A 17,887-nucleotide genomic window follows, 5' to 3' on the forward strand; every position below is an offset into this window, starting at 1 on the left:
CGGAGCGCGTCCGGCGGCCGGGCCCGGTGACCGCGCCGGGCTGCGGCCGTACGGCGCTCTCCCCGCGCGGCCGCACGGGGAATCCCCGGTGGCTGCGACGAGGGAATCCGTGGTGAATCCCCCGGGGACGTGCCGTGAATTCCGCGACGGGAAAGAAGGGGCCTGGTCCAGGATTTGGGTGTACGGGGCGATATCTTTCTCGAATCGAACCGATCGTGGCAGTCCGGGCTGACTCTCCCCTGACGCCCACCTGACCGGTCACCGCTCTGACCTCGTCAGCACGGTGTCAGCGGGCCCTGTTTCCATCGGCGGTGAATCCGGCAACCGAAGTGCGCGGCGGCGCCGCCCGGCGCGTGAACTCCTAGCAGTCGAGCACCGGTTCACCGACCACCGCCGGAGCGTCCGGGGAAATGCGCCCGGGGCCTGTGGAATTGACGCGCCACCGGCGCGACGGCTCCACCGGAACGGCCCGCACAGAGGAAGGACAGGACCCATTCCAGTCATCGACAAGGGGAGTTGGACGCTCCACCGCACCTCCCGCGACCACGCCGGTGCCCGTCCGCACCACCCGGCGATCGTCTGCGACGACCGCACCGTCGACTACCTGACGCTGCACCGGGAGAGCAACCGGGCGGCGTGGGCGCTGCGCGCCGCCGGGGTGCGGCGCGGCGACCGGGTCGCCTACCTCGGCCACGAGTCCGAGTACTACTACCTGGTGATCCTGGCCTGCGTGAAGGTCGGGGCGGTCCTCGTGCCGGTCAACTGGCGGCTCACCCCGCCCGAGGTCGACCACATCCTGCGCGACTCCGGTGCGGTGCTCCTCTTCGTCGGCGCCGCCTTCCGCGAGCGCGGCGACGAGGTGCGCGGCCGCCTCCCGGGACTGCGCGGGACCGTCCCGGTGGACGGCGGCGACGCCGCGGCCCCCGAGCCCGGCGCCGGGCTCCTCGCCTGGAGCGCGGGCCACCCGGACACCGACCACCAGCCGGACACCGGGCCCGACGACCCCGCCGTGCAGATCTACACCAGCGGCACCACCGGCATGCCCAAGGGCGCCGTGCTGGCCCACCGGAGCTTCTTCACCCTGCCGCACGCGATGCGCGAGCGCGGCGTGGCGTGGATCGACTGGCTGCCCGACGACGTCGCGCTCATCTCGCTGCCCGGCTTCGGCATCGCGGGCATCGGCTGGTTCATGCACACCTTCAACGCCGGTGGCACCAGCGTGGTCATGCCGCAGTTCGACCCGCAGGAGGCGGTGCGGCTGATCCGGGCCCGCAGGGTCACCACGACCTTCGCGGCACCGGCGATGCTCCAGGCCATGCTGGGCGAACGGACGGCGGAACCGGCCGCGTTCACCTCCCTGCGCAAGATCGCGTACGGGGCCGCGCCGATGTCCGAGACGCTGCTGAAGCGCTGCCTGGAGATGTTCGGCTGCGAGTTCGCGCAGATCTACGCCAGCACCGAGACCGGCAGCGTCGCCGTGTGCCTGCCCCCGGAGGACCACCACCGGGGCGACGGCGCGCTGCTGCGCACGGTCGGCCTGCCGTGCCCCGGCAACGAGGTGAAGGTGATCGGCCCGGACGGCGCCGAGGTGGCGCCCGGCACCATCGGCGAGGTCTGCGTCCGCGCGCCCTCGCGGATGCTGGGGTACTGGAACCTGCCCGAGGCCACCGGCCGGACCCTGGTCGGCGAGTGGGTGCACATGGGCGACGCCGGGTACCTCGACGACGACGGCTATCTGCACCTCTGCGACCGGATGAACGACACGATCATCGTCGCGGGGCAGAACATCTACCCCGCGGAGGTCGAGAAGGCGCTGGCCGCGCACCCGGCGGTGGAGGAGTCCGCCGTCGTCGGGCTGCCGCATCCGCGCTGGGGCGAGGCGGTGCACGCCTGTGTCGTGCTGCGCCCCGGCGCCACGGCGACGCCGCGCGATCTGCTGCTGTCGCTGCGCGGCCGGCTGGCCGACTACAAGACCCCGGCCGCCTACCACTTCGTGCCGTCGCTCCCGCACAACCCCTCGGGCAAGATCCTGCGCCGGTCGGTGCGGGAGGAGCTGTCGGCGCGCCTCGACCGGGCGGCCGGCGGAGCCGAGGTGACGGCGGGGCGGTGAGCACGGGGGCGGAGCGGCTCCCCTGACGGCGGGGAGCCGCGTCCTCCGCCGCCCCGGCGCTGCCGCACCCGTTGACGCGCACGGTGTTCGATTCTACGGTCCCGTTCGAAGACAAGGTCAACGTTCGGGATGTCGAACCGATCGGCTTCCCCGTCACTCCCCCACCAGGAGGATCCGCGTGAGCCGCACCTCCGGCACGTCCCCCCGCAGCAGCGCCGTCCGAGCCCTCCGCCGCCGTACGACGCTGCTCGCGCTGCCCGCCGCGCTCCTGCTCGCCCTCGTCCCCACCACCGCCTCCGCGTACCCGAACCCGGGCACGGTCACCGGTTCGACGGTGGTCCACGACCCCACGATGATCCGAACCTCGTCCGGCCGGTACCTGCTGTACGCCACCGGCGGCGGCCTCGGCTACCGGACGTCCACCGACCGGATCGCCTTCAGCGCGGGCGCCGACGCCTTCTCCGCCAAGCCCGGCTGGTGGTCGTCGTACGCGACCGAGGCGTGGGCGCCCGACATCTCGTACCAGGGCGGCAAGTACCTCATGTACTACGCCGTCTCGACCTTCGGCTCCAACAAGTCGGCCATCGGGCTCGCCGGTTCGGCGACCGGGCTGCCCGGTTCGTGGAGCGACTACGGGACCGTCTACACCTCCACCACCGCGAGCGACTACAACGCCATCGACCCGAACCTCTTCGTGGACGGCGACGGCAAGTGGTGGCTGTCGTTCGGCAGTTGGTGGACCGGCCTGAAGATGATCCAGATCGACCCGTCGACCGGCAAGCAGCTCGCGTCGAACACCACGCGGTACTCGATCGCGTCCCGGCCGACCGGCACCAAGGCCGTCGAGGCGCCGTTCGTCGTCAAACGGGGCGGCTACTACTACCTGTTCGCCTCGTACGACACCTGCTGCGCGGGCACCAGCTCCACCTACAAGGTCAAGGTCGGCCGGGCCACCGCCGTGACCGGCCCGTACTACGACAAGAGCGGCGTCGCCCTGACGAACAACGGCGGCACGCCCGTCCTGGAGACGCACGGCCGGTACATCGGGCCCGGGGGCCAGTCCATCATGGCGGACACCGACGGCGACCTGATCGTCTACCACTACTACGACGGCCAGGACAACGGCACCCCGAAGCTCGGGATCAACCTCCTCGACTGGAGCACCGGTTGGCCCGTCGCCTACTGACGCGGCCCCTCCCCCGGCCCGCCCGCCCGTCGTGCGATCCCCTCCGGCTCGCACGACAGGCGGGCGACGGTGATCACGTCCCCCGTTCGGGTGATCTTTTTATCGCACCGCAGTGCCGCCCCATGCGGATGCGGGATCGTTTCGCCGACAGGGCGACCGGCCCACCGGCGCGGCGGGGGCGGGCCCGGGGACCGAGGGAGCCTCTGGTGGACGTGGTGCGGGAGTCGGCGCTGGCCGGACGCGTGGTGCTGTGGGAGGAGTCGGCGCGGGACGGCGCCCAGGCCAGGACGCTGATGACACCGGAGTTCCGGGTGCGGCTCGCCCGCGAGACGGGCCGGGTCTTCGGCGCGGACGGGCCCCGGCACGTGGTGTTCGCGGCCGGGTTCCCCGCCGTGTGCGCCGAGGAGTTCGACGCGGTGCGCCGGGTCGCCGTGGAGGCCGAGGGCGCGGTCAGCGTGGCGGCGGTGTGCCGGGGCACCCGCCGGGACGTGGAGCAGGCCGTCGCCTCCGTGCGCGGCAGCCGCGACGCCCGGGTCATGGTGGTGGTGCCCGCCTCGGATGCGATGGCGCGGGTGATGACCCACCAGGATGCCGCGGGGGCCCTGCGGGACGGCACCGGCCTGGTGAAGATCGCCCGCGACCTGGACGATTCGGTCGCCGTGGACGTCTGCCTCGCCGACGCCTCCCGCGCCGACCACCGGCGGACCGGCGACGCGGCGCGGGCCATGACGGACGCGGGCGCGGGCCTGGTGGTGCCGGCCGACACCGTCGGCGGTCAACTGCCGCACGCCTGCGCGGAGATGTTCACCGCGGTGGGCGAGGCGGCGGGCGCGGACGTGGTGCTCGCCTCCCACCTCCACAACGACCTGGGGCTCGGCCTCGCGAACACCCTGCGGGCGCTGGCCTGCGGGGTGCGGGTGGTCTCCGCGTCCTGGCTGGGCATCGCCGAGCGGTCCGGCATGGTCGCCACCGAGCAGGTGCTGTTCCTGCTCGCCCGCCACCACGCGGAACTCCTGGGCGCCGACGCCGTCCCCTGGTGGACCGCCCCCGATCTGCGACGGCTGCCCGGCATCGCCCGCGCGGTGGCCGAGGAGACGGGGGTGGCGCCGACCGTGACGACCCCGATCGTCGGCACCGGCGTGGGCACGATCTCCACCGGCACCCCGTTCGTCCACCCCCAGCTGTTCCAGCCGTACGACCCGGCCGAGGTGCTGGGCATCGAACCGGAGGTACGGCTCACCCACCTGGCCAGCGCCCGCGTGGTCACCGCCGTCGCCGCCCGCCTCGGGCACCGCCTGGACCGCGAGCAGGCCGGTGCGGCGATGGCCTGGGCCAAGACTCGCGCGTACCGCACCGGCACGGCGGTCGTCGACGACGCCGACTTCGGCGCCTACCTCGACGGTCTCACCCAGGTCTCCGGGACCGCCCGGTGACCGGGACGGAGCGCGCGCCGGTGTCCCTGGAGCGGGCGGCGTCGGCACTGGGTGACGGCGGGGCTGTGGTGCTGCCCAATCCGGCGCCGCTCACCCATGTCGTCGCCGCCCGCGGCGCCCCGACCGTGAACGCGGCCAAGGGGCGCCCCGCCGGACAGCCGGTCGCCCTGTGGGCCCATCACCCCGGGACGGTGCGCGACCTCGACGGGGTCTGGGACCTGGCGCCTGACGACCGGGCGCTGGCGCGGTGGCTGCTGGCCGCGGAGCATCTCACCGTCCTCGTCCCGGTGCGCACGGACACCGAGGTCCCGGCGTGGACGGCCCCGGCGGTCAAGGACTCCTGGATGCTGCTGTTCGGCGCCCGCTGGGAGCCGCTGCGTCCGCTGCTCGACCGCCATCCGGTGCTGTACGTCAGCAGCGCCAACCGCACGGGGTGCTCCCCCGTGGCGACCACGGCCGACGCGCTGGCGGCGTTCCCGGCCGAGGTGGCCGTCCTCGCGCCGCCCGCCACCGAGGCCCCGGCGACCGAGCGCCGGGCCACGACCACGGTCCGCCTGCGCCGGGACGGCGGCCTCGACCTCCACCGCGACGGCGCCCAGAACCACGACCACCCCGACCCCGCCGACTACCTCCGTCGCCTCCGGGGACGGGCCCGGGAGGCGACGGGGTGACTGAGTGACGAGGGACGGCGGGCCCCGCCGCCCCCGGTCGTCCGGCGGCGGGGCCCGGGTCCGTCGGCCGGGTCAGCGCAGCGGGACGTCCACGCGGGCGGGGCCCGCGACGGCTCGTTCGGGGAGTGTCACGACGAGGGTGCCGTCGGCGGTCTCGATGGGGGCGCCCGTCGCGGCGGCGAGGTCCAGGTGGTCGGCGTTCGCGTCGAGGGTCACGCGGGTGCCGGCCGGGGCGTCGACGAACGCGTGGGCGGTGCGGCCGGTGCGGGTCCAGCGCACCCAGGGCTCGTCGGACGGGCGGGCGAGGTCCGCGTCCAGCGGTCGGCTGCCGAAGACGGCGTCCCCGTGCGCGCGGTTCCACGCGCCGAGTTCCTCCAGGGTCCGGCGCTGGAGCGGGGTGACCTCGCCGGAGGCGGTGAGGCCGACGTTCAGCAGCAGGTTGCCGCCGCGCGAGACGACGTCCAGGAAGTGGCGGACGGCGCCCTCGCCGCTGAGCGAGTTCGACTCGTCCTCCAGCCTGTTGTGGCCGAAGGAGAAGCCGACGCCCCGGCAGTTCTCCCAGGCGTCGTCACCCTCGCTGTCGCGGCCCTGCTCGTACTCGCTGGTGCGGAAGTCCCAGTGGGTCTCGCCCCAGCGGTCGTTGGCGACGCCCTCGGGGCGGGCCGCGTAGAACCGGCGGAACAGCTCGACGAGGCTCTTGCCGCCCTCGGCCTTGCCCGCGTCCGGGTACTCGATGTCGCCCCAGAGCAGCTCGGGACGGTACTTCTCGATGAGGTCGGCGACGTGGTCGAACGCGTAGTCGGCGTAGGCCCTGTCGCGCGGGCGCAGCTCGTCGTCGATGTGGCGGACGATCGGCGGGGTCTGGCTGAAGTGCCAGTCGAGGCCGCCGGAGTAGTAGACGCCGAAGCGCACGCCCCGGCGTTCGGCCGCGTCGCGGAACGCGCCGATCAGGTCGCGCTCGGGCCCGCGGCGCACGGTGTTGCGGTCGCCGGTGCCGGGGGCGTCCCAGAGGGCGACGCCGTCGTGGTGCTTGGTGGTGGGCACGAAGTAGCGGGCGCCGGTGGCGGCGACGAGGTCCATGAAGGCGTCGGCGTCGAAGTTCTCGGCCTTCCACTGGTCGAGGAACGCGTCGTAGTCGGCGCCGCCGTAGGTCTCCTCGTGGTGCCGGCGGGCCGGGCTGCCCTCGATGCGGATGGTGTTGTAGTACCACTCGGCGTAGGGGTTGTGCTTGAACCACTCCTCCTCGTCGATGGTGCCGAGCGCCCCGATGGGCTCGCCCCAGGCCGGGACCGAGTACGGGCCCCAGTGGACGAAGATGCCGAGCTTGGCGTCCTGGAACCAGGCCGGGGTCTCGCGCTCGAACTGCCGGTACTGCTCGGGTCGCTGGGGTGCGTTCTTGAACATGGCCATGCCGGGGTGGTCCTTTCCGGGGTGGGGCGTCGCCCGGGTCTCAGCGGCCGCCGAGGCCCGAGGTGACGATGCCGCGTACGAGGTAGCGCTGGAGGGCGATGAGCAGCACGGTGGACGGCAGCATGGAGACGACGGAGGCGGCCATGATGAGGTGCCACTGGGTGCCCTGCTGGCCGAAGAACTGCTGGAGGCCGAGCGGGATGGTGCCGAGGGTGGAGACGTCGTTGACGATCACCAGGGGCCACAGGAACGAGTTCCAGTAGGTGATGAAGGTGAAGACCGCGAGCACGGCGAGGGTGGGCCGGGCCAGCGGGAGCATGATGCGGAAGAAGGTGCCGAGCTGTCCCAGGCCGTCGATGCGGGAGGCGTCCTCCAGCTCCTGCGGGACGGTCATGAAGAACTGGCGCAGCAGGAACGCGCCGAGCGCGGTGAACGCCCAGGGCACGATGAGCGCCTGGTAGGTGTTGACCCAGCCCAGTTCGCGCATGAGGACGAACGCGGGCACGATGACGACTTCCTGGGGCAGCATCATCGTCGCGAGGAAGACCGTGAAGGTGGCGGTGCGTCCGCGCCAGCGCAGCCGGGAGAAGGCGTATCCGGACAGGGCCGACACCGCGAGGGTGATGAGGGTGCCGGTGGTCGCGACGACGACGCCGTTGACGAGGTAGCGGGCGAACGGCGCGTAGGAGAAGACCTCGGAGTAGTTGCCCCACTGGAGGCTGGCGCCGAAGAGGGACGGCGGGGTGGAGAAGATCTCCGAGGGCGCCTTCAGCGAGGTGCCGACCATGAAGATCAGCGGGGACATGAAGAGCAGGGCGACGAGGACGAGCAGGGCGTAGCCGATCGCCGAGCGGAGACTGCGCGGGCCCCGCGCGCGGACGGCGGCGTCACTCATAGTGCACCCACTTCTTCTGCCCGAGGAACTGCACGGCGGTGACGCCGAGGATGATGACGAAGAGGATCCAGGCCGCCGCCGAGGCGAGTCCGAGCTTCTGGAAGGTGAAGCCCTGGTTGTAGATGAACTGCACGAGGGTGACCGTGGAGTCGCCGGGGCCGCCGCGCGTCATGATGTACGGCTGGACGAACACCTGGAACGCGGTGATCAGGGTCATCGTCGTCGCGAAGAACAACGAGGGTGAGATCAGCGGGAGTTTGATCCGCCAGAAGGCGGTCCAGGCGTTCGCGCCGTCCAGCGAGGCGGCTTCGAGCTGGCTCTCGGGCACGGAGTCGAGCGCGGAGGAGAAGACGATCATGTTGTAGCCGAAGCCCTGCCAGACGCTCATGACGACGATGGCGATCATCGCCCAGTGCGGGTCGGCGAGGAAGTCGGGCATCTCGATGCCGAAGAACGATCGGGCCGTCGCGTCGATGGCACCGCCCGGCTGGTAGAGCATCCGCCACACGACCGCGTTGGCGACGATCGGGGTGACGGTGGGCAGGAAGAAGATGACCCGGAAGATCTGGCGGTGTCTGATCTTCGGGGAGAGCCAGGCTGCCATGCCGAGCGAGACCACGAGGTTGAGCGGCACGTACAGGACGACGAAGAGGACGGTGTTCGTCAGGGCCGTGCGAAAGGTCGGATCACCGAACAGCGAGCTGTAGTTGGCGAAGCCGGTCCACGACGGCGTGCCGATCATGGGCCAGTCGTGCAGGCTCATGGCCAGGGCGATGCCGATGGGGACGAGGGTGAACAGCGCGAGCCCGACGGCGTGCGGTGCGACGAATCCGACGCCCCACACCCCGGACCGGTCGCGCCGGGGGCCGCCGGAGCGGCGGCCCTTCGGCGCGGCGGTGGCAGTCATCTCGTGTGCGGGGAGATGTGTCATGGCGGGTCCGGCTACTTTCCGAGGTGGCGGGAGATCTCCGCCAGGACGTCCTTGGCCGGCTTCTGTCCGTTCACCATCTGCGGTCCGTACTGGCTGAGGAGCTGGCTGAGCTTGTCGCCGTCGGCGCTGCCGGGCAGCGGTACGGCGCTGGCGAGCGCGCTCTTCAGGGTCTCCTCGGCGCCGTCGATGCCGGCGTTCTCGTACCAGGCGGACTGCGCCGCGGTGCGGGCCGGGAAGGCGCGGCCGTCCTTGGCGAGCGAGGTGAGGGTCTTCTCCGAGGTCATCGCGGTGATGGCCTTGAAGGCGCCCTCGGGGTCGGAGCAGGTCTTGGAGACGCCGAACCCGCTGCCCGCCGAGTAGGTCTTCTGGGCGCCCTGGGGCGAGGGGATGGTCGTGACGCCGACCTCGAACTTGGCCTTCGCCTTGAAGTCGAGGGAGTTCCACGGGCCGCCCACGACGGTGGCGGCGGTGCCGTTGATGAAGGCGTTGTCGTCGGCGCTGGCGTCGGCCCCGTCGGCCCGGGTCGCGGTGCCGTCCTTGACCAGGCCCGCGATCCAGTCGACGGCCTCGGCGGTCTTCGGGTCGCCGAGGTCGACCTTGCCCGATCCGTCGATCATCGTGCCGCCGTTGATCGAGAGAATCGTTCCTTCAAGGAAGATGTCCTCGACCGAGGTCGCGAGGGCGACCTGTCCCTTCTTCTTCAGGGCGGTGGCGGCGGCCTCGAAGTCGTCGACGGTCCAGCCCGGCCGCGGGGCGGCCACACCGGCCTTGTCGAAGGCGTCCTTGTTGTAGAAGAGGAGCAACGGGCCGGTGTCGTAGGGGATCGCGTACTGCTTGCCGTCCACGGAGAGGGCCTTCATGCCGCCCTTGTCGAAGGCGGCGGTGTCGAAGCCGGTCGACTTGACCAGGTCGTCGAGCGGCAGCAGGCCGTCGGTGAACTGGTTGACGCGCAGGCTCTGCATCGTGACGATGCAGGGCGCCGCCGAGGTGCCCAGCTGGGTGGAGATCTTGGTCCAGTAGTCGGCGAACGGCGAACCCTGGAGGGACACCTTCTTGCCGGACGCCTCGGCGCCCGTGTCTCCCACGCCGTCCCAGACCTTCTGGTCGTCCGACGAGCCGATCCACATCGACCAGGTGAGGGTGTCACTGCTGCCCGAGCTCTGGCCGCCGGAGCAGGCCGTGAGGAGCAGCGCCCCCACACCCGCGGCGGCGACGGCCGCAGTCCGTACTCTCATGTCATCACCTTTGATTTCATTCGGCCTGGTGGCTGGGGTACTCCGGGACCAGGCATCAGCGATACAATCATCCGATGTTTATCGTGTCAACGGCCGCGTAATCCTTCGATATCTCCCCGTAACCCACGCAGACATCGGATAGATGGTGCGGGGGCTCACGGATGAGGTCAGGAACGCACCCGCAGCCCCGACATCCCGCCGTCGACCTCCACGACCGTCCCGGTCGTCGAGCCCGCGCGCGGACTGGCCAGATAGGCCACCGCGTCGGCGACCTCCGCCGCCTCGACCAGGCGCCCGTGCGGCTGCCGGGCGTCCAGGGCGGCGCGCTCGGCCGCCGGGTCGGGCGCGGAGTCGAGCAGCCGGGTCACCCAGGGGGTGGCCGCGGTGCCGGGGCTGACCGCGTTCACCCGGATCCCCTCGCGGACGTGGTCGGCCGCCATCTGGAGCGTCAGCGAGTGGAGCGCCCCCTTGCTCGCGCCGTACAGGGCGCGCTGCGGGAGGCCCGCGCTCGCCGCGATCGAGCACATGTTCACGATCGCCGCGCAGTCGGACCGGCGCAGCCAGGGCAGCGCGGCCCGGCTGACCCGGACGGCGCCGAGCACGTTGACGTCCAGGACGCGGTGCCACTCCTCGTCGGAGTTGTCGGCCACCGTCCCCTGGGCGCCGATCCCCGCGTTGTTGACGACGACGTCGATCCCGCCGAACGCCTCGGCGACCGCCGCCACCGCCGCGCGCACCTCGTCGTCCCGTCCGACGTCGGCCCGGTAGGCGTCGGGCTCCCCCTCGGGCGGGTTCAGGTCGAGCACCGCGACCCGCGCGCCCTCCTCGCGCAGGCGGGCGACGATCGCCGCCCCGATGCCCGACGCGCCGCCGGTGACCAGCGCCCTGACGTTCTCGAAGCCGGTCATCGGGTCACCTGCCGCTGGCGGCCGAGCCCGTCGATCTCGACCTCGACGACGTCGCCGGCGGCCAGGTAGGGGAAGCGGCCCGAGAGGGCGACCCCCTCGGGCGTGCCGGTCATGATCAGGTCACCGGGTTCGAGGACCAGGAACCGGCTCAGCCGCAGGACGATCTCGGCGACGCCGAAGATCATGTCGGCGGTGCTGGAGTCCTGCCGGGGCTCGCCGTTCACCCGGCTGCGCAGCCGCAGGGCGTCCGGGTCGACCTCGTCGGCGGTGACGAGCCAGGGTCCGACGGGCGAGAAGCCGGGGAAGGACTTGCCCTTGCTCCACTGGCCGCCGGACCGCTCGATCTGCCACTCGCGCTCGGAGAGGTCGTTGACCACCGTGTATCCGGCGATGTGCGCGAGCGCCTCCTCCGCCGAGCCGAGGTAGCTCGCCCGGCGCCCGATCACCACGCCCAGCTCCACCTCCCAGTCGGTCTTGACGCTCCCCGGCGGGATCGCGACGTCGTCGTCGGGCCCGGAGACGGTGTTGGGCGTCTTGAAGAACACCACGAGGTCCTCGGGGGGTTCGGCGCCCGACTCGGCGGCGTGCGCGGCGTAGTTCATGCCGACGCAGATCACCGCGGAGGGGCGGGCGATCGGGGCGCCGATCCGCTGCCCGTCGCGCTCGATCCGCGGGAGCGTGCCCTCGCGCACGGCGGCGGCCACGCGGTCGAGGGAGGTCGAGAGGAAGGCGCCGTCGATGTCGTCCGTGAGGGCCGACAGGTCGAGGTAGTGGTCCCCGGCGACGACGACCGGTATCTCCCGGCCGGCCTCCCCGATCCGTGCGAGTTTCATCAGATCCTCCGGAACATCGGAACTCTCAGCCCGTCCGTGGGGCTGGTCGACGGCACCATACCATTTGACCCTTAGATTGATCCGATGTTTAGATGCCTCCCGGGAGGACCCATGACCATGATCACTTCCGTCTCCACGGCGGACGTCCGATTCCAGACCTCCGCGTCCCTGGACGGCTCAGACGCCATGAACGCGGACCCCGACTACTCAGCCGCCTACGTCGTGGTGCGCACCGACGCCCCCGACGGACACGAGGGCCACGCCTTCGCCTTCACCATCGGGCGCGGCAACGACGTCCAGGTGGCCGCCATCCAGATGCTGGAGGGCCATCTGCTCGGACGGGAGGTCGAGCCGCTGCTCGACGACATGGGTGAGGCCTGGCGGCTGCTCGCGCACGACTCCCAACTCCGTTGGCTGGGGCCCGAGAAGGGCATCATGCACATGGCCGTCGGGGCGGTCCTCAACGCCCTGTGGGACCTCAAGGCCAAGCGGGCCGGACTGCCCCTGTGGCAGGTGCTGGCCCGGATGTCCCCCGAGCGCATCGCCGACCTCGTCGACTTCCGCTACCTCACCGACGCCCTCACCAGGGACGAGGCGATCGGCATCCTGCAACGCGCCGAGCCGGGGCGGGCCGGGCGGGAGCGGATCCTGCTGGCCGAGGGGTACCCCGCGTACACGACGAGTCCCGGCTGGCTCGGCTACTCCGACGAGAAGCTGGCCCGGCTCTGCCGCGAGGCCGTCGGCGCCGGGTTCCCCCAGATCAAGCTGAAGGTGGGCGCCGACCTCGACGACGACATCCGACGTATGCGCATCGCCCGGGAGATCTGCGGCGAGGGCTTCCCCATCGCGATCGACGCGAACCAGCGCTGGGACGTGGCCGACGCGATCGCCTGGGTGCGCGCGCTCGCCCCGTTCGACGTGGCCTGGGTCGAGGAGCCGACCAGCCCCGACGACGTCCTCGGCCACGCGGCCATCGCCCGCGGGATCGCCCCCGTGCCCGTGGCCACCGGCGAGCACGCCCACAATCGCGTCATGGTCAAGCAGTTCCTCCAGGCCGACGCGGCGCAGGTGCTCCAGATCGACGCCGCCCGGGTCGGCGGTGTCAACGAGAACATCGCGCACCTGCTGCTGGCCGCCAAGTTCGGCACCCGGGTCTGCCCGCACGCCGGGGGCGTCGGACTGTGCGAGGCGGTCCAGCACCTGTCGATGTTCGACTTCGTGGCCGTCTCCGGGACCGTCGAGGGCCGCATGATCGAGTACGTCGACCACCTCCACGAACACTTCGTCACCCCGACCGTGGTCCGCGACGGGCGCTACCTCGCCCCGACCGCGCCCGGCGCCGGGACCGAGATGCACGCCGCGTCGATCGCGGCGCACCGCTGGACCGCAGAGACCGGAGTCACCGTATGACCGACCGCCTGGGATTCGGGGCCGCCTCCATCGGCAACCTCTACCGCGAGGTGTCCGACGACGACGCCCGCGCCGTTCTGGAGGAGGCGTGGGCCGGAGGCATCCGCAGCTACGACACCGCGCCCCACTACGGACTGGGGCTCAGCGAGCGGCGCCTCGGCGCCTTCCTCGCGCAGCGGCCCCGCGAGAGCTTCCGCCTGTCCACCAAGGTCGGCCGCCTGATCGTGCCGAACGACGGGCCGCGCCGTGGCACCGACGAGGAGAACGGGTTCGTCGTCCCCGACGACCACGTCAGGCGGTGGGACCCGAGCCTCGACGGGATCCGGCGGAGCCTGGACGCCTCGCTGGAGCGGCTCGGGCTCGACCGGGTCGACACGCTGTTCCTGCACGACCCCGACGTGTACGGCCTCGACGAGGGACTGCGGCAGGGGCTGCCCGCCCTGGCCCGGCTCAGGGAGGCGGGGCTCGTCGACGAGATCGGGGTCGGCGTCAACAGCGTGGAGGCGGCCGTCCGCGCGGTCCGCGAGGGCGACCTCGACGTCGTCATGATCGCCGGTCGGTACACGCTCCTGGAACAGCCCGCCGCCAGGGAACTCCTCCCGCTGTGCCGCGAGCGCGGCGTGCGGGTGCTCGCGGTCGCCGTGTTCAACTCGGGGCTGCTCGCCTCCGACACTCCGGCCACCGCGCACTACAACTACGGGGCGGTGCCGCCCGAACTGGTCGAGCGCACCGAGCGGTTGCGGGAGGTGTGCGCCCGCTTCGGCGTTCCGCTGCCCGCCGCCGCCATCCAGTACCCGCTGCGGCACCCGGCGGTCGACCAGGTCGTCGTCGGCACGGCGCGCACCAGTTCGCTGCGCGCCAACCTCCGCCACATGACGACGGAGATACCGGACGGACTGTGGGACGCGCTGCGCGCGGAGCGGCTGATCCCCTGACCGCACGACGGGGAGGGGCCGGTCGGTTCTCCGACCGGCCCCTCCTTGTCGTCCGCGCTCGGTCATCGGGCGGACCTGCGACGCCGAGGGCCCCGGCACCAGTGGGGCGTGCGCCGCGGGCCTCTCCAGCACCGGTTCGTACAGGGACCTTTCACACCGCGGGCCTCTGCGCCAGCGGTTCCTGCGGGGACTCTGCGTACCGGAGGCCCCAGCACCAGTGGGTCGTGCATCGCGGGCCTCTGCACCACCGGTTCGTGCGGGGGACGCACGCGGCCCGGACCGCGCGCGTCCGGGCCCTCGCGGGACACAGGCGGCACCTGGGCTCCTCGCGCGTCCGCCCGGCGGTACCGGGCACGCGCCTACCCGGCGGGGGCCGCCCGGTGGTCCGGGCCGTCGTCGATGCCGTAGACCCGGCGCGCGGTGGCCGCCGCTACCTGCGGCCAGGCGTGTTCTCCCACGGTGTCGCGGACCAGCGCGAACCACGCGCTCGTCGAGGTCAGGCCGTCGGTGCCGGTGCTCACCGGCCAGTCGCCGCCGAGCAGGCAGCGGTCGGGGCCGAACAGGTCGACGGCGGCACGCAGCAGGTCGGGGGCGTTGCGGCGCAGGGTCTGTGCGTCCGCGGTCTCCGCGGGCAGTCCCGACAGCTTGACGAACAGCCGCTCGTGCCGGGCGAGTCGGCGCAGCGCCGTCAGCCAGTCCCGTCCGGCGTCGGAGGCGAGGCCCTGGTCGACGGGGGGTTTGCCCAGGTGGTCGAGGACCGTGACGCCGCCGTCGGAGTCGGTGAGGAGGCGGTCGAGGGCGTCGAGCTGGGTGTGGCGCACGCAGGCGTCGAAGACGAGGCCCGCGCGGGCCACTTCGGCGAGCGCCGTGCGCAGCCGGGGCGCCGCGAGCCGCTCGGGGGGCAGGTCCTGGAGGAGGTGGCGGACGCCGCGCACCAGCGGGAGCCCGGCCGCCCGCGCGATCCGTCCGGCCGCGTCGGGTGCCTCCAGATCGACCGCGACGACCGCCGCGGCGAGACCCGGCCAGTCGAGACCGGCGACCCAGCGGGCCTCGTCGAGGGACTGGTCCGGGGTGACGTCGGCCTCGACGAAGACCCACCGCCGCACCGCGCCACCGGCGTCGTCGATGTCGCCCGGCAGCCTCGGCCGGTCAAGCGCCGTGCCCGCGAGCCAGTCGTAGCGCAGTCGGCGCGGGTCCCAGACGTGCACATGGGCGTCGATCAGGTCCACGGCGGCGGCCGCGCCGTCCTCGGGGGCCGTCCCGGCACCGGGCGCGGCGGTCACCGTCCGCCGTCCCGCTGGGCCGCGAGGTCCCAGACCTGTTCGAGCGGGCCGGTGCCCTCCGCGCCGTCGGCGTCGCGGAAGAGTTCGACGAACCGTCCGATGTCGCGCTGCCACGCCTGGTCGGCGGGCTCCTGGGGCAGCGCGGCGCGGGCCGCGTCCCAGTCGTCGCACTCGACGAGGTGGAACAGCCGCCGTCCGGAGCGCCAGATGGTCCAGTCGTGGATGCCGAGCCGGCCGAACGCGGCGACCAGGTCGTCGGGGATCCGCAGGTGCCGCTCCCGGTAGGAGTCGACGGCGCCTTCCCGGATCTCGGAGTGCAGCGCGACGCGCATCAGCGGGCCTTTCTGAGCCAGTGCTCCACGCCGGAGACGTGGGCGATCATCAGTGCCTGGGCGAGTTCCGCGTTCCGCTGGCGCACGGCCTCCAGGATCCTGCGGTGCTCGTCGATCGTGCGGGCGACGGAGCCGCCCTCGGTGATGCCGCGCCAGACGCGGGCGCGGACGGTGTGGCTGGAGAGGGAGTCGAGCAGGCTGGTCAGGTAGGCGTTGCCGGTCGCCTCGGCGATGAGGTGGTGGAAGGCGATGTCGTGGGCGACGAGACTCTCCACGTCGGCGTCGGCCCCGACGTCCGCGAGCTGCTTCTCGATCTCGTCGAGCTGGGGGTCGGTGATCGAGCGGCAGGCCAGGGCGGCGGCCTGCGGTTCGAGCATCCGCCGTACGGCGAGCACCTCCAGGACGGAGTCGTCCTGGTGGAGGTCGACGACGAACGACATGGCCTCCAGGAGCAGCCTCGGTTCGAGGCTGGTCACGTAGGTGCCGTCGCCGCGCCGCACGTCCAGGACGCGGATCACCTCCAGCGCCTTCACGGCCTCGCGCAGGGAGTTGCGCGAGAGCCCGAGCGACTCGCTCAGCTCCTTCTCCGGGGGAAGACGGGATCCGGGCGAGAGCTCGCCCGAAACGATCATTTCTTTGATCTTGAGAATCGCTGCATCGGTGACCGCCATGGCCCCACTCTAGACCAATTGATCGGATGTCTGATCGGGCGGGTCGACCGCTTCCCACCGCCCCTCCCCCGTCGGCGGAGGAGTCAGCCGAGCAGCGGTGTCGTCCTGGTCAGCTGGGTCACGTGAGCGGGGGTCAGCTCCTCCAGGCAGGAGACCTGGAGGAGCTTCATGGTGCGCGTGATCTGCTCCGCGAGGATGGCCACGGCCCGGTCGACGCCCTCGCGCCCGCCCGCCATCAGGCCGTAGAGGTAGGCGCGGCCGACGAGGGTGAAGCGGGCCCCGAGCGCCACGGAGGCGACGATGTCGGCGCCGTGCATGATGCCGGTGTCGATCGCGACCTCCATGTCCTTGCCGACCTCCCTGACGACCTTGGGCAGCAGGTGGAACGGGACCGGGGCGCGGTCGAGCTGCCGTCCGCCGTGGTTGGACAGGACGACGCCGTCCACGCCGAGCCCGGCGAGCTTCTGGCAGTCCTCGACGGTCTGGACGCCCTTGACGACCAGCCGTCCGGGCCACATGTCGCGGATGACGGCGAGGTCGTCGAAGCCGATGGAGGGGTCCATGGCCGCGTCGAGCAGCTCACCGACGGTGCCCCCGGTGGAGGTCAGGGAGGCGAACTCCAGCTTGGGCGTGGTGAGGAAGTCCCACCACCACCAAGGCCTGGGCAGGGTGCTGAGGACGGTGGACGCGGTGAGCTGGGGCGGGATCGAGAACCCGTTGCGCTTGTCGCGCAGCCTGGCTCCGGCGACGGGTGTGTCCACGGTGAAGAAGAGCGTGTCGAACCCGGCCTCGGCGGCCCGTTCGACCAGGCCGTACGAGGTCTCGCGGTCCCGCATGACGTAGAGCTGGAACCAGTTGCGCCCGTGCGGGTTGGCGGCCTTCACCCCCTCGATGGACGTGGTGCCGAGGGTGGAGAGCGTGAAGGGGATGCCCGCGGCGGCGGCCGCGCCGGCGCCCGCGGTCTCGCCCTCGGTCTGCATGAGCCGGGTGAAGCCGGTCGGCGCGATGCCGAAGGGCAGCGCGGACGGGCCGCCGAACACGGTGGTCGTGGTGTCCACCTCGGGCACGCTGCGCAGGATCGAAGGGTGGAACTCGACGTCCTCGAACGCCTGGCGGGCGCGGGCGAGCGACAGTTCGCCCTCGGCGGCGCCGTCCGTGTAGTCGAAGACGGCACGCGGGGTGCGGCGCTTGGCCACGGCGCGCAGGTCGTGGATGGTCAGGGCCGCGTCCAGGCGCCGCCTGCGGCCGTTGAGTTCGGGCTTCCTGAACTTCGCGAGTTCGAGGATCTCGGCAGGGCGGGGTATCTGTCGCTGTACCAAGGCGATCACCGTTCGATGGTGGGCGGCGGGCCGGGCCGACCGCCGCGCGGGCGAGGACACCGTGTCCCGCGGTCCGGCCGCGGGTGACGTGTCCGCGGGTGACGTGTCCGTGCGCGGGGCGCCGGGACGGCGGGACCCGGGAGGCGTCTCGCCCGCCGCGGGGAGCGGCGTCCAGCGCAGCATACCCAAACATCGGATGTTCGTCGAAAGCGCGGGCGACCCAGGTGGACGGGGCAGGGGACGGCCCACGGGAGAACGGCCTCCCGGCGGGCGATGTCGGCCGTCCTCCGCCGTCCGGTGGGACCGGCGGAACGGTGCCGGCCGT

At 72.4% G+C, this 17,887-nt stretch carries 16 protein-coding genes; 6 read left to right on the plus strand and 10 right to left on the minus strand.

Translation table 11 applies throughout. The features are described from left to right. Window positions 1–493: 493 nt before the first annotated feature. The 4 genes from GA0115242_RS16995 to GA0115242_RS17010 all read left to right on the plus strand — a co-directional run bounded on the left by GA0115242_RS16995 (window position 494) and on the right by GA0115242_RS17010 (window position 5,400). Complete coding sequence (locus GA0115242_RS16995; RefSeq protein WP_093829325.1) at window positions 494–2,110, plus strand: fatty acid--CoA ligase; 1,617 nt, start codon at window positions 494–496, stop codon at window positions 2,108–2,110. Window positions 2,111–2,288: 178 nt separating this feature from the next. Next, the gene (locus tag GA0115242_RS17000) at window positions 2,289–3,296 is read left to right on the plus strand and encodes an arabinan endo-1,5-alpha-L-arabinosidase (RefSeq protein WP_093829282.1); all 1,008 of its coding nucleotides are present in this window, start codon (window positions 2,289–2,291) and stop codon (window positions 3,294–3,296) included. Between the two features lie 206 nt (window positions 3,297–3,502). After that, a complete protein-coding gene (locus GA0115242_RS17005; RefSeq protein WP_256089459.1) occupies window positions 3,503–4,729 on the plus strand; it encodes a 2-isopropylmalate synthase in 1,227 nt (408 codons plus the stop codon). Then, on the plus strand, window positions 4,726–5,400 hold the full coding sequence (locus GA0115242_RS17010; protein ID WP_093829284.1) for a hypothetical protein: 675 nt from the start codon (window positions 4,726–4,728) through the stop codon (window positions 5,398–5,400). The genes GA0115242_RS17005 and GA0115242_RS17010 overlap by 4 nt, the downstream gene beginning before the upstream one ends. 72 nt (window positions 5,401–5,472) lie before the next feature. On the opposite strand, the gene GA0115242_RS17015 is transcribed toward GA0115242_RS17010, so the two are convergent. From GA0115242_RS17015 to GA0115242_RS17040, 6 genes are all read right to left on the minus strand, one after another. Beyond that, window positions 5,473–6,810 (minus strand): alpha-L-fucosidase, encoded by a 1,338-nt coding sequence (locus GA0115242_RS17015; RefSeq protein ID WP_093829286.1) that lies wholly within the window; start codon window positions 6,808–6,810, stop codon window positions 5,473–5,475. Window positions 6,811–6,850: 40 nt separating this feature from the next. Next, window positions 6,851–7,705: a carbohydrate ABC transporter permease gene (locus tag GA0115242_RS17020; RefSeq protein ID WP_093829288.1), complete on the minus strand. Its 855-nt coding sequence runs from the start codon at window positions 7,703–7,705 to the stop codon at window positions 6,851–6,853. Beyond that, window positions 7,698–8,612 (minus strand): carbohydrate ABC transporter permease, encoded by a 915-nt coding sequence (locus tag GA0115242_RS17025; RefSeq protein WP_093829290.1) that lies wholly within the window; start codon window positions 8,610–8,612, stop codon window positions 7,698–7,700. Before GA0115242_RS17025 ends, GA0115242_RS17020 begins: the two co-directional genes overlap by 8 nt. Window positions 8,613–8,647: 35 nt before the next feature. After that, the gene (locus tag GA0115242_RS17030) at window positions 8,648–9,871 is read right to left on the minus strand and encodes an ABC transporter substrate-binding protein (RefSeq protein ID WP_093829292.1); all 1,224 of its coding nucleotides are present in this window, start codon (window positions 9,869–9,871) and stop codon (window positions 8,648–8,650) included. A 167-nt stretch (window positions 9,872–10,038) separates the two neighbouring features. Further along, the gene (locus GA0115242_RS17035; protein ID WP_093829294.1) at window positions 10,039–10,779 is read right to left on the minus strand and encodes an SDR family NAD(P)-dependent oxidoreductase; all 741 of its coding nucleotides are present in this window, start codon (window positions 10,777–10,779) and stop codon (window positions 10,039–10,041) included. Beyond that, window positions 10,776–11,612 carry a fumarylacetoacetate hydrolase family protein gene (locus GA0115242_RS17040; RefSeq protein ID WP_093829296.1) on the minus strand — a complete coding sequence of 279 codons (837 nt, stop codon included), beginning with the start codon at window positions 11,610–11,612 and terminating at the stop codon, window positions 10,776–10,778. The genes GA0115242_RS17035 and GA0115242_RS17040 overlap by 4 nt, the downstream gene beginning before the upstream one ends. Before the next feature lie 111 nt (window positions 11,613–11,723). Here GA0115242_RS17040 and GA0115242_RS17045 point away from each other — a divergent pair, with 111 nt between their 5' ends. Beyond that, complete coding sequence (locus GA0115242_RS17045; protein ID WP_093829299.1) at window positions 11,724–13,022, plus strand: enolase C-terminal domain-like protein; 1,299 nt, start codon at window positions 11,724–11,726, stop codon at window positions 13,020–13,022. Next, the gene (locus GA0115242_RS17050) at window positions 13,019–13,957 is read left to right on the plus strand and encodes an aldo/keto reductase (RefSeq protein WP_093829301.1); all 939 of its coding nucleotides are present in this window, start codon (window positions 13,019–13,021) and stop codon (window positions 13,955–13,957) included. The genes GA0115242_RS17045 and GA0115242_RS17050 overlap by 4 nt, the downstream gene beginning before the upstream one ends. 359 nt (window positions 13,958–14,316) lie before the next feature. Here the strand turns inward: GA0115242_RS17050 and GA0115242_RS17055 are convergent, their stop codons facing one another. The 4 genes from GA0115242_RS17055 to GA0115242_RS17070 form a co-directional block, all read right to left on the minus strand. Beyond that, a complete protein-coding gene (locus GA0115242_RS17055; RefSeq protein WP_161353173.1) occupies window positions 14,317–15,240 on the minus strand; it encodes an amidohydrolase family protein in 924 nt (307 codons plus the stop codon). Next, window positions 15,237–15,572 carry an L-rhamnose mutarotase gene (locus tag GA0115242_RS17060; protein ID WP_093829305.1) on the minus strand — a complete coding sequence of 112 codons (336 nt, stop codon included), beginning with the start codon at window positions 15,570–15,572 and terminating at the stop codon, window positions 15,237–15,239. Before GA0115242_RS17060 ends, GA0115242_RS17055 begins: the two co-directional genes overlap by 4 nt. After that, complete coding sequence (locus GA0115242_RS17065; RefSeq protein ID WP_093829307.1) at window positions 15,572–16,243, minus strand: FadR/GntR family transcriptional regulator; 672 nt, start codon at window positions 16,241–16,243, stop codon at window positions 15,572–15,574. Before GA0115242_RS17065 ends, GA0115242_RS17060 begins: the two co-directional genes overlap by 1 nt. Before the next feature lie 83 nt (window positions 16,244–16,326). Further along, window positions 16,327–17,571, minus strand: coding sequence for an alpha-hydroxy acid oxidase (locus GA0115242_RS17070; RefSeq protein WP_305134128.1), 1,245 nt, complete (start codon window positions 17,569–17,571; stop codon window positions 16,327–16,329). Window positions 17,572–17,887 lie beyond the last annotated feature (316 nt).

It is taken from the genome of Streptomyces sp. SolWspMP-5a-2 (genome assembly GCF_900091845.1).
Classification (GTDB): Bacteria; Actinomycetota; Actinomycetes; order Streptomycetales; family Streptomycetaceae; genus Streptomyces; species Streptomyces doudnae.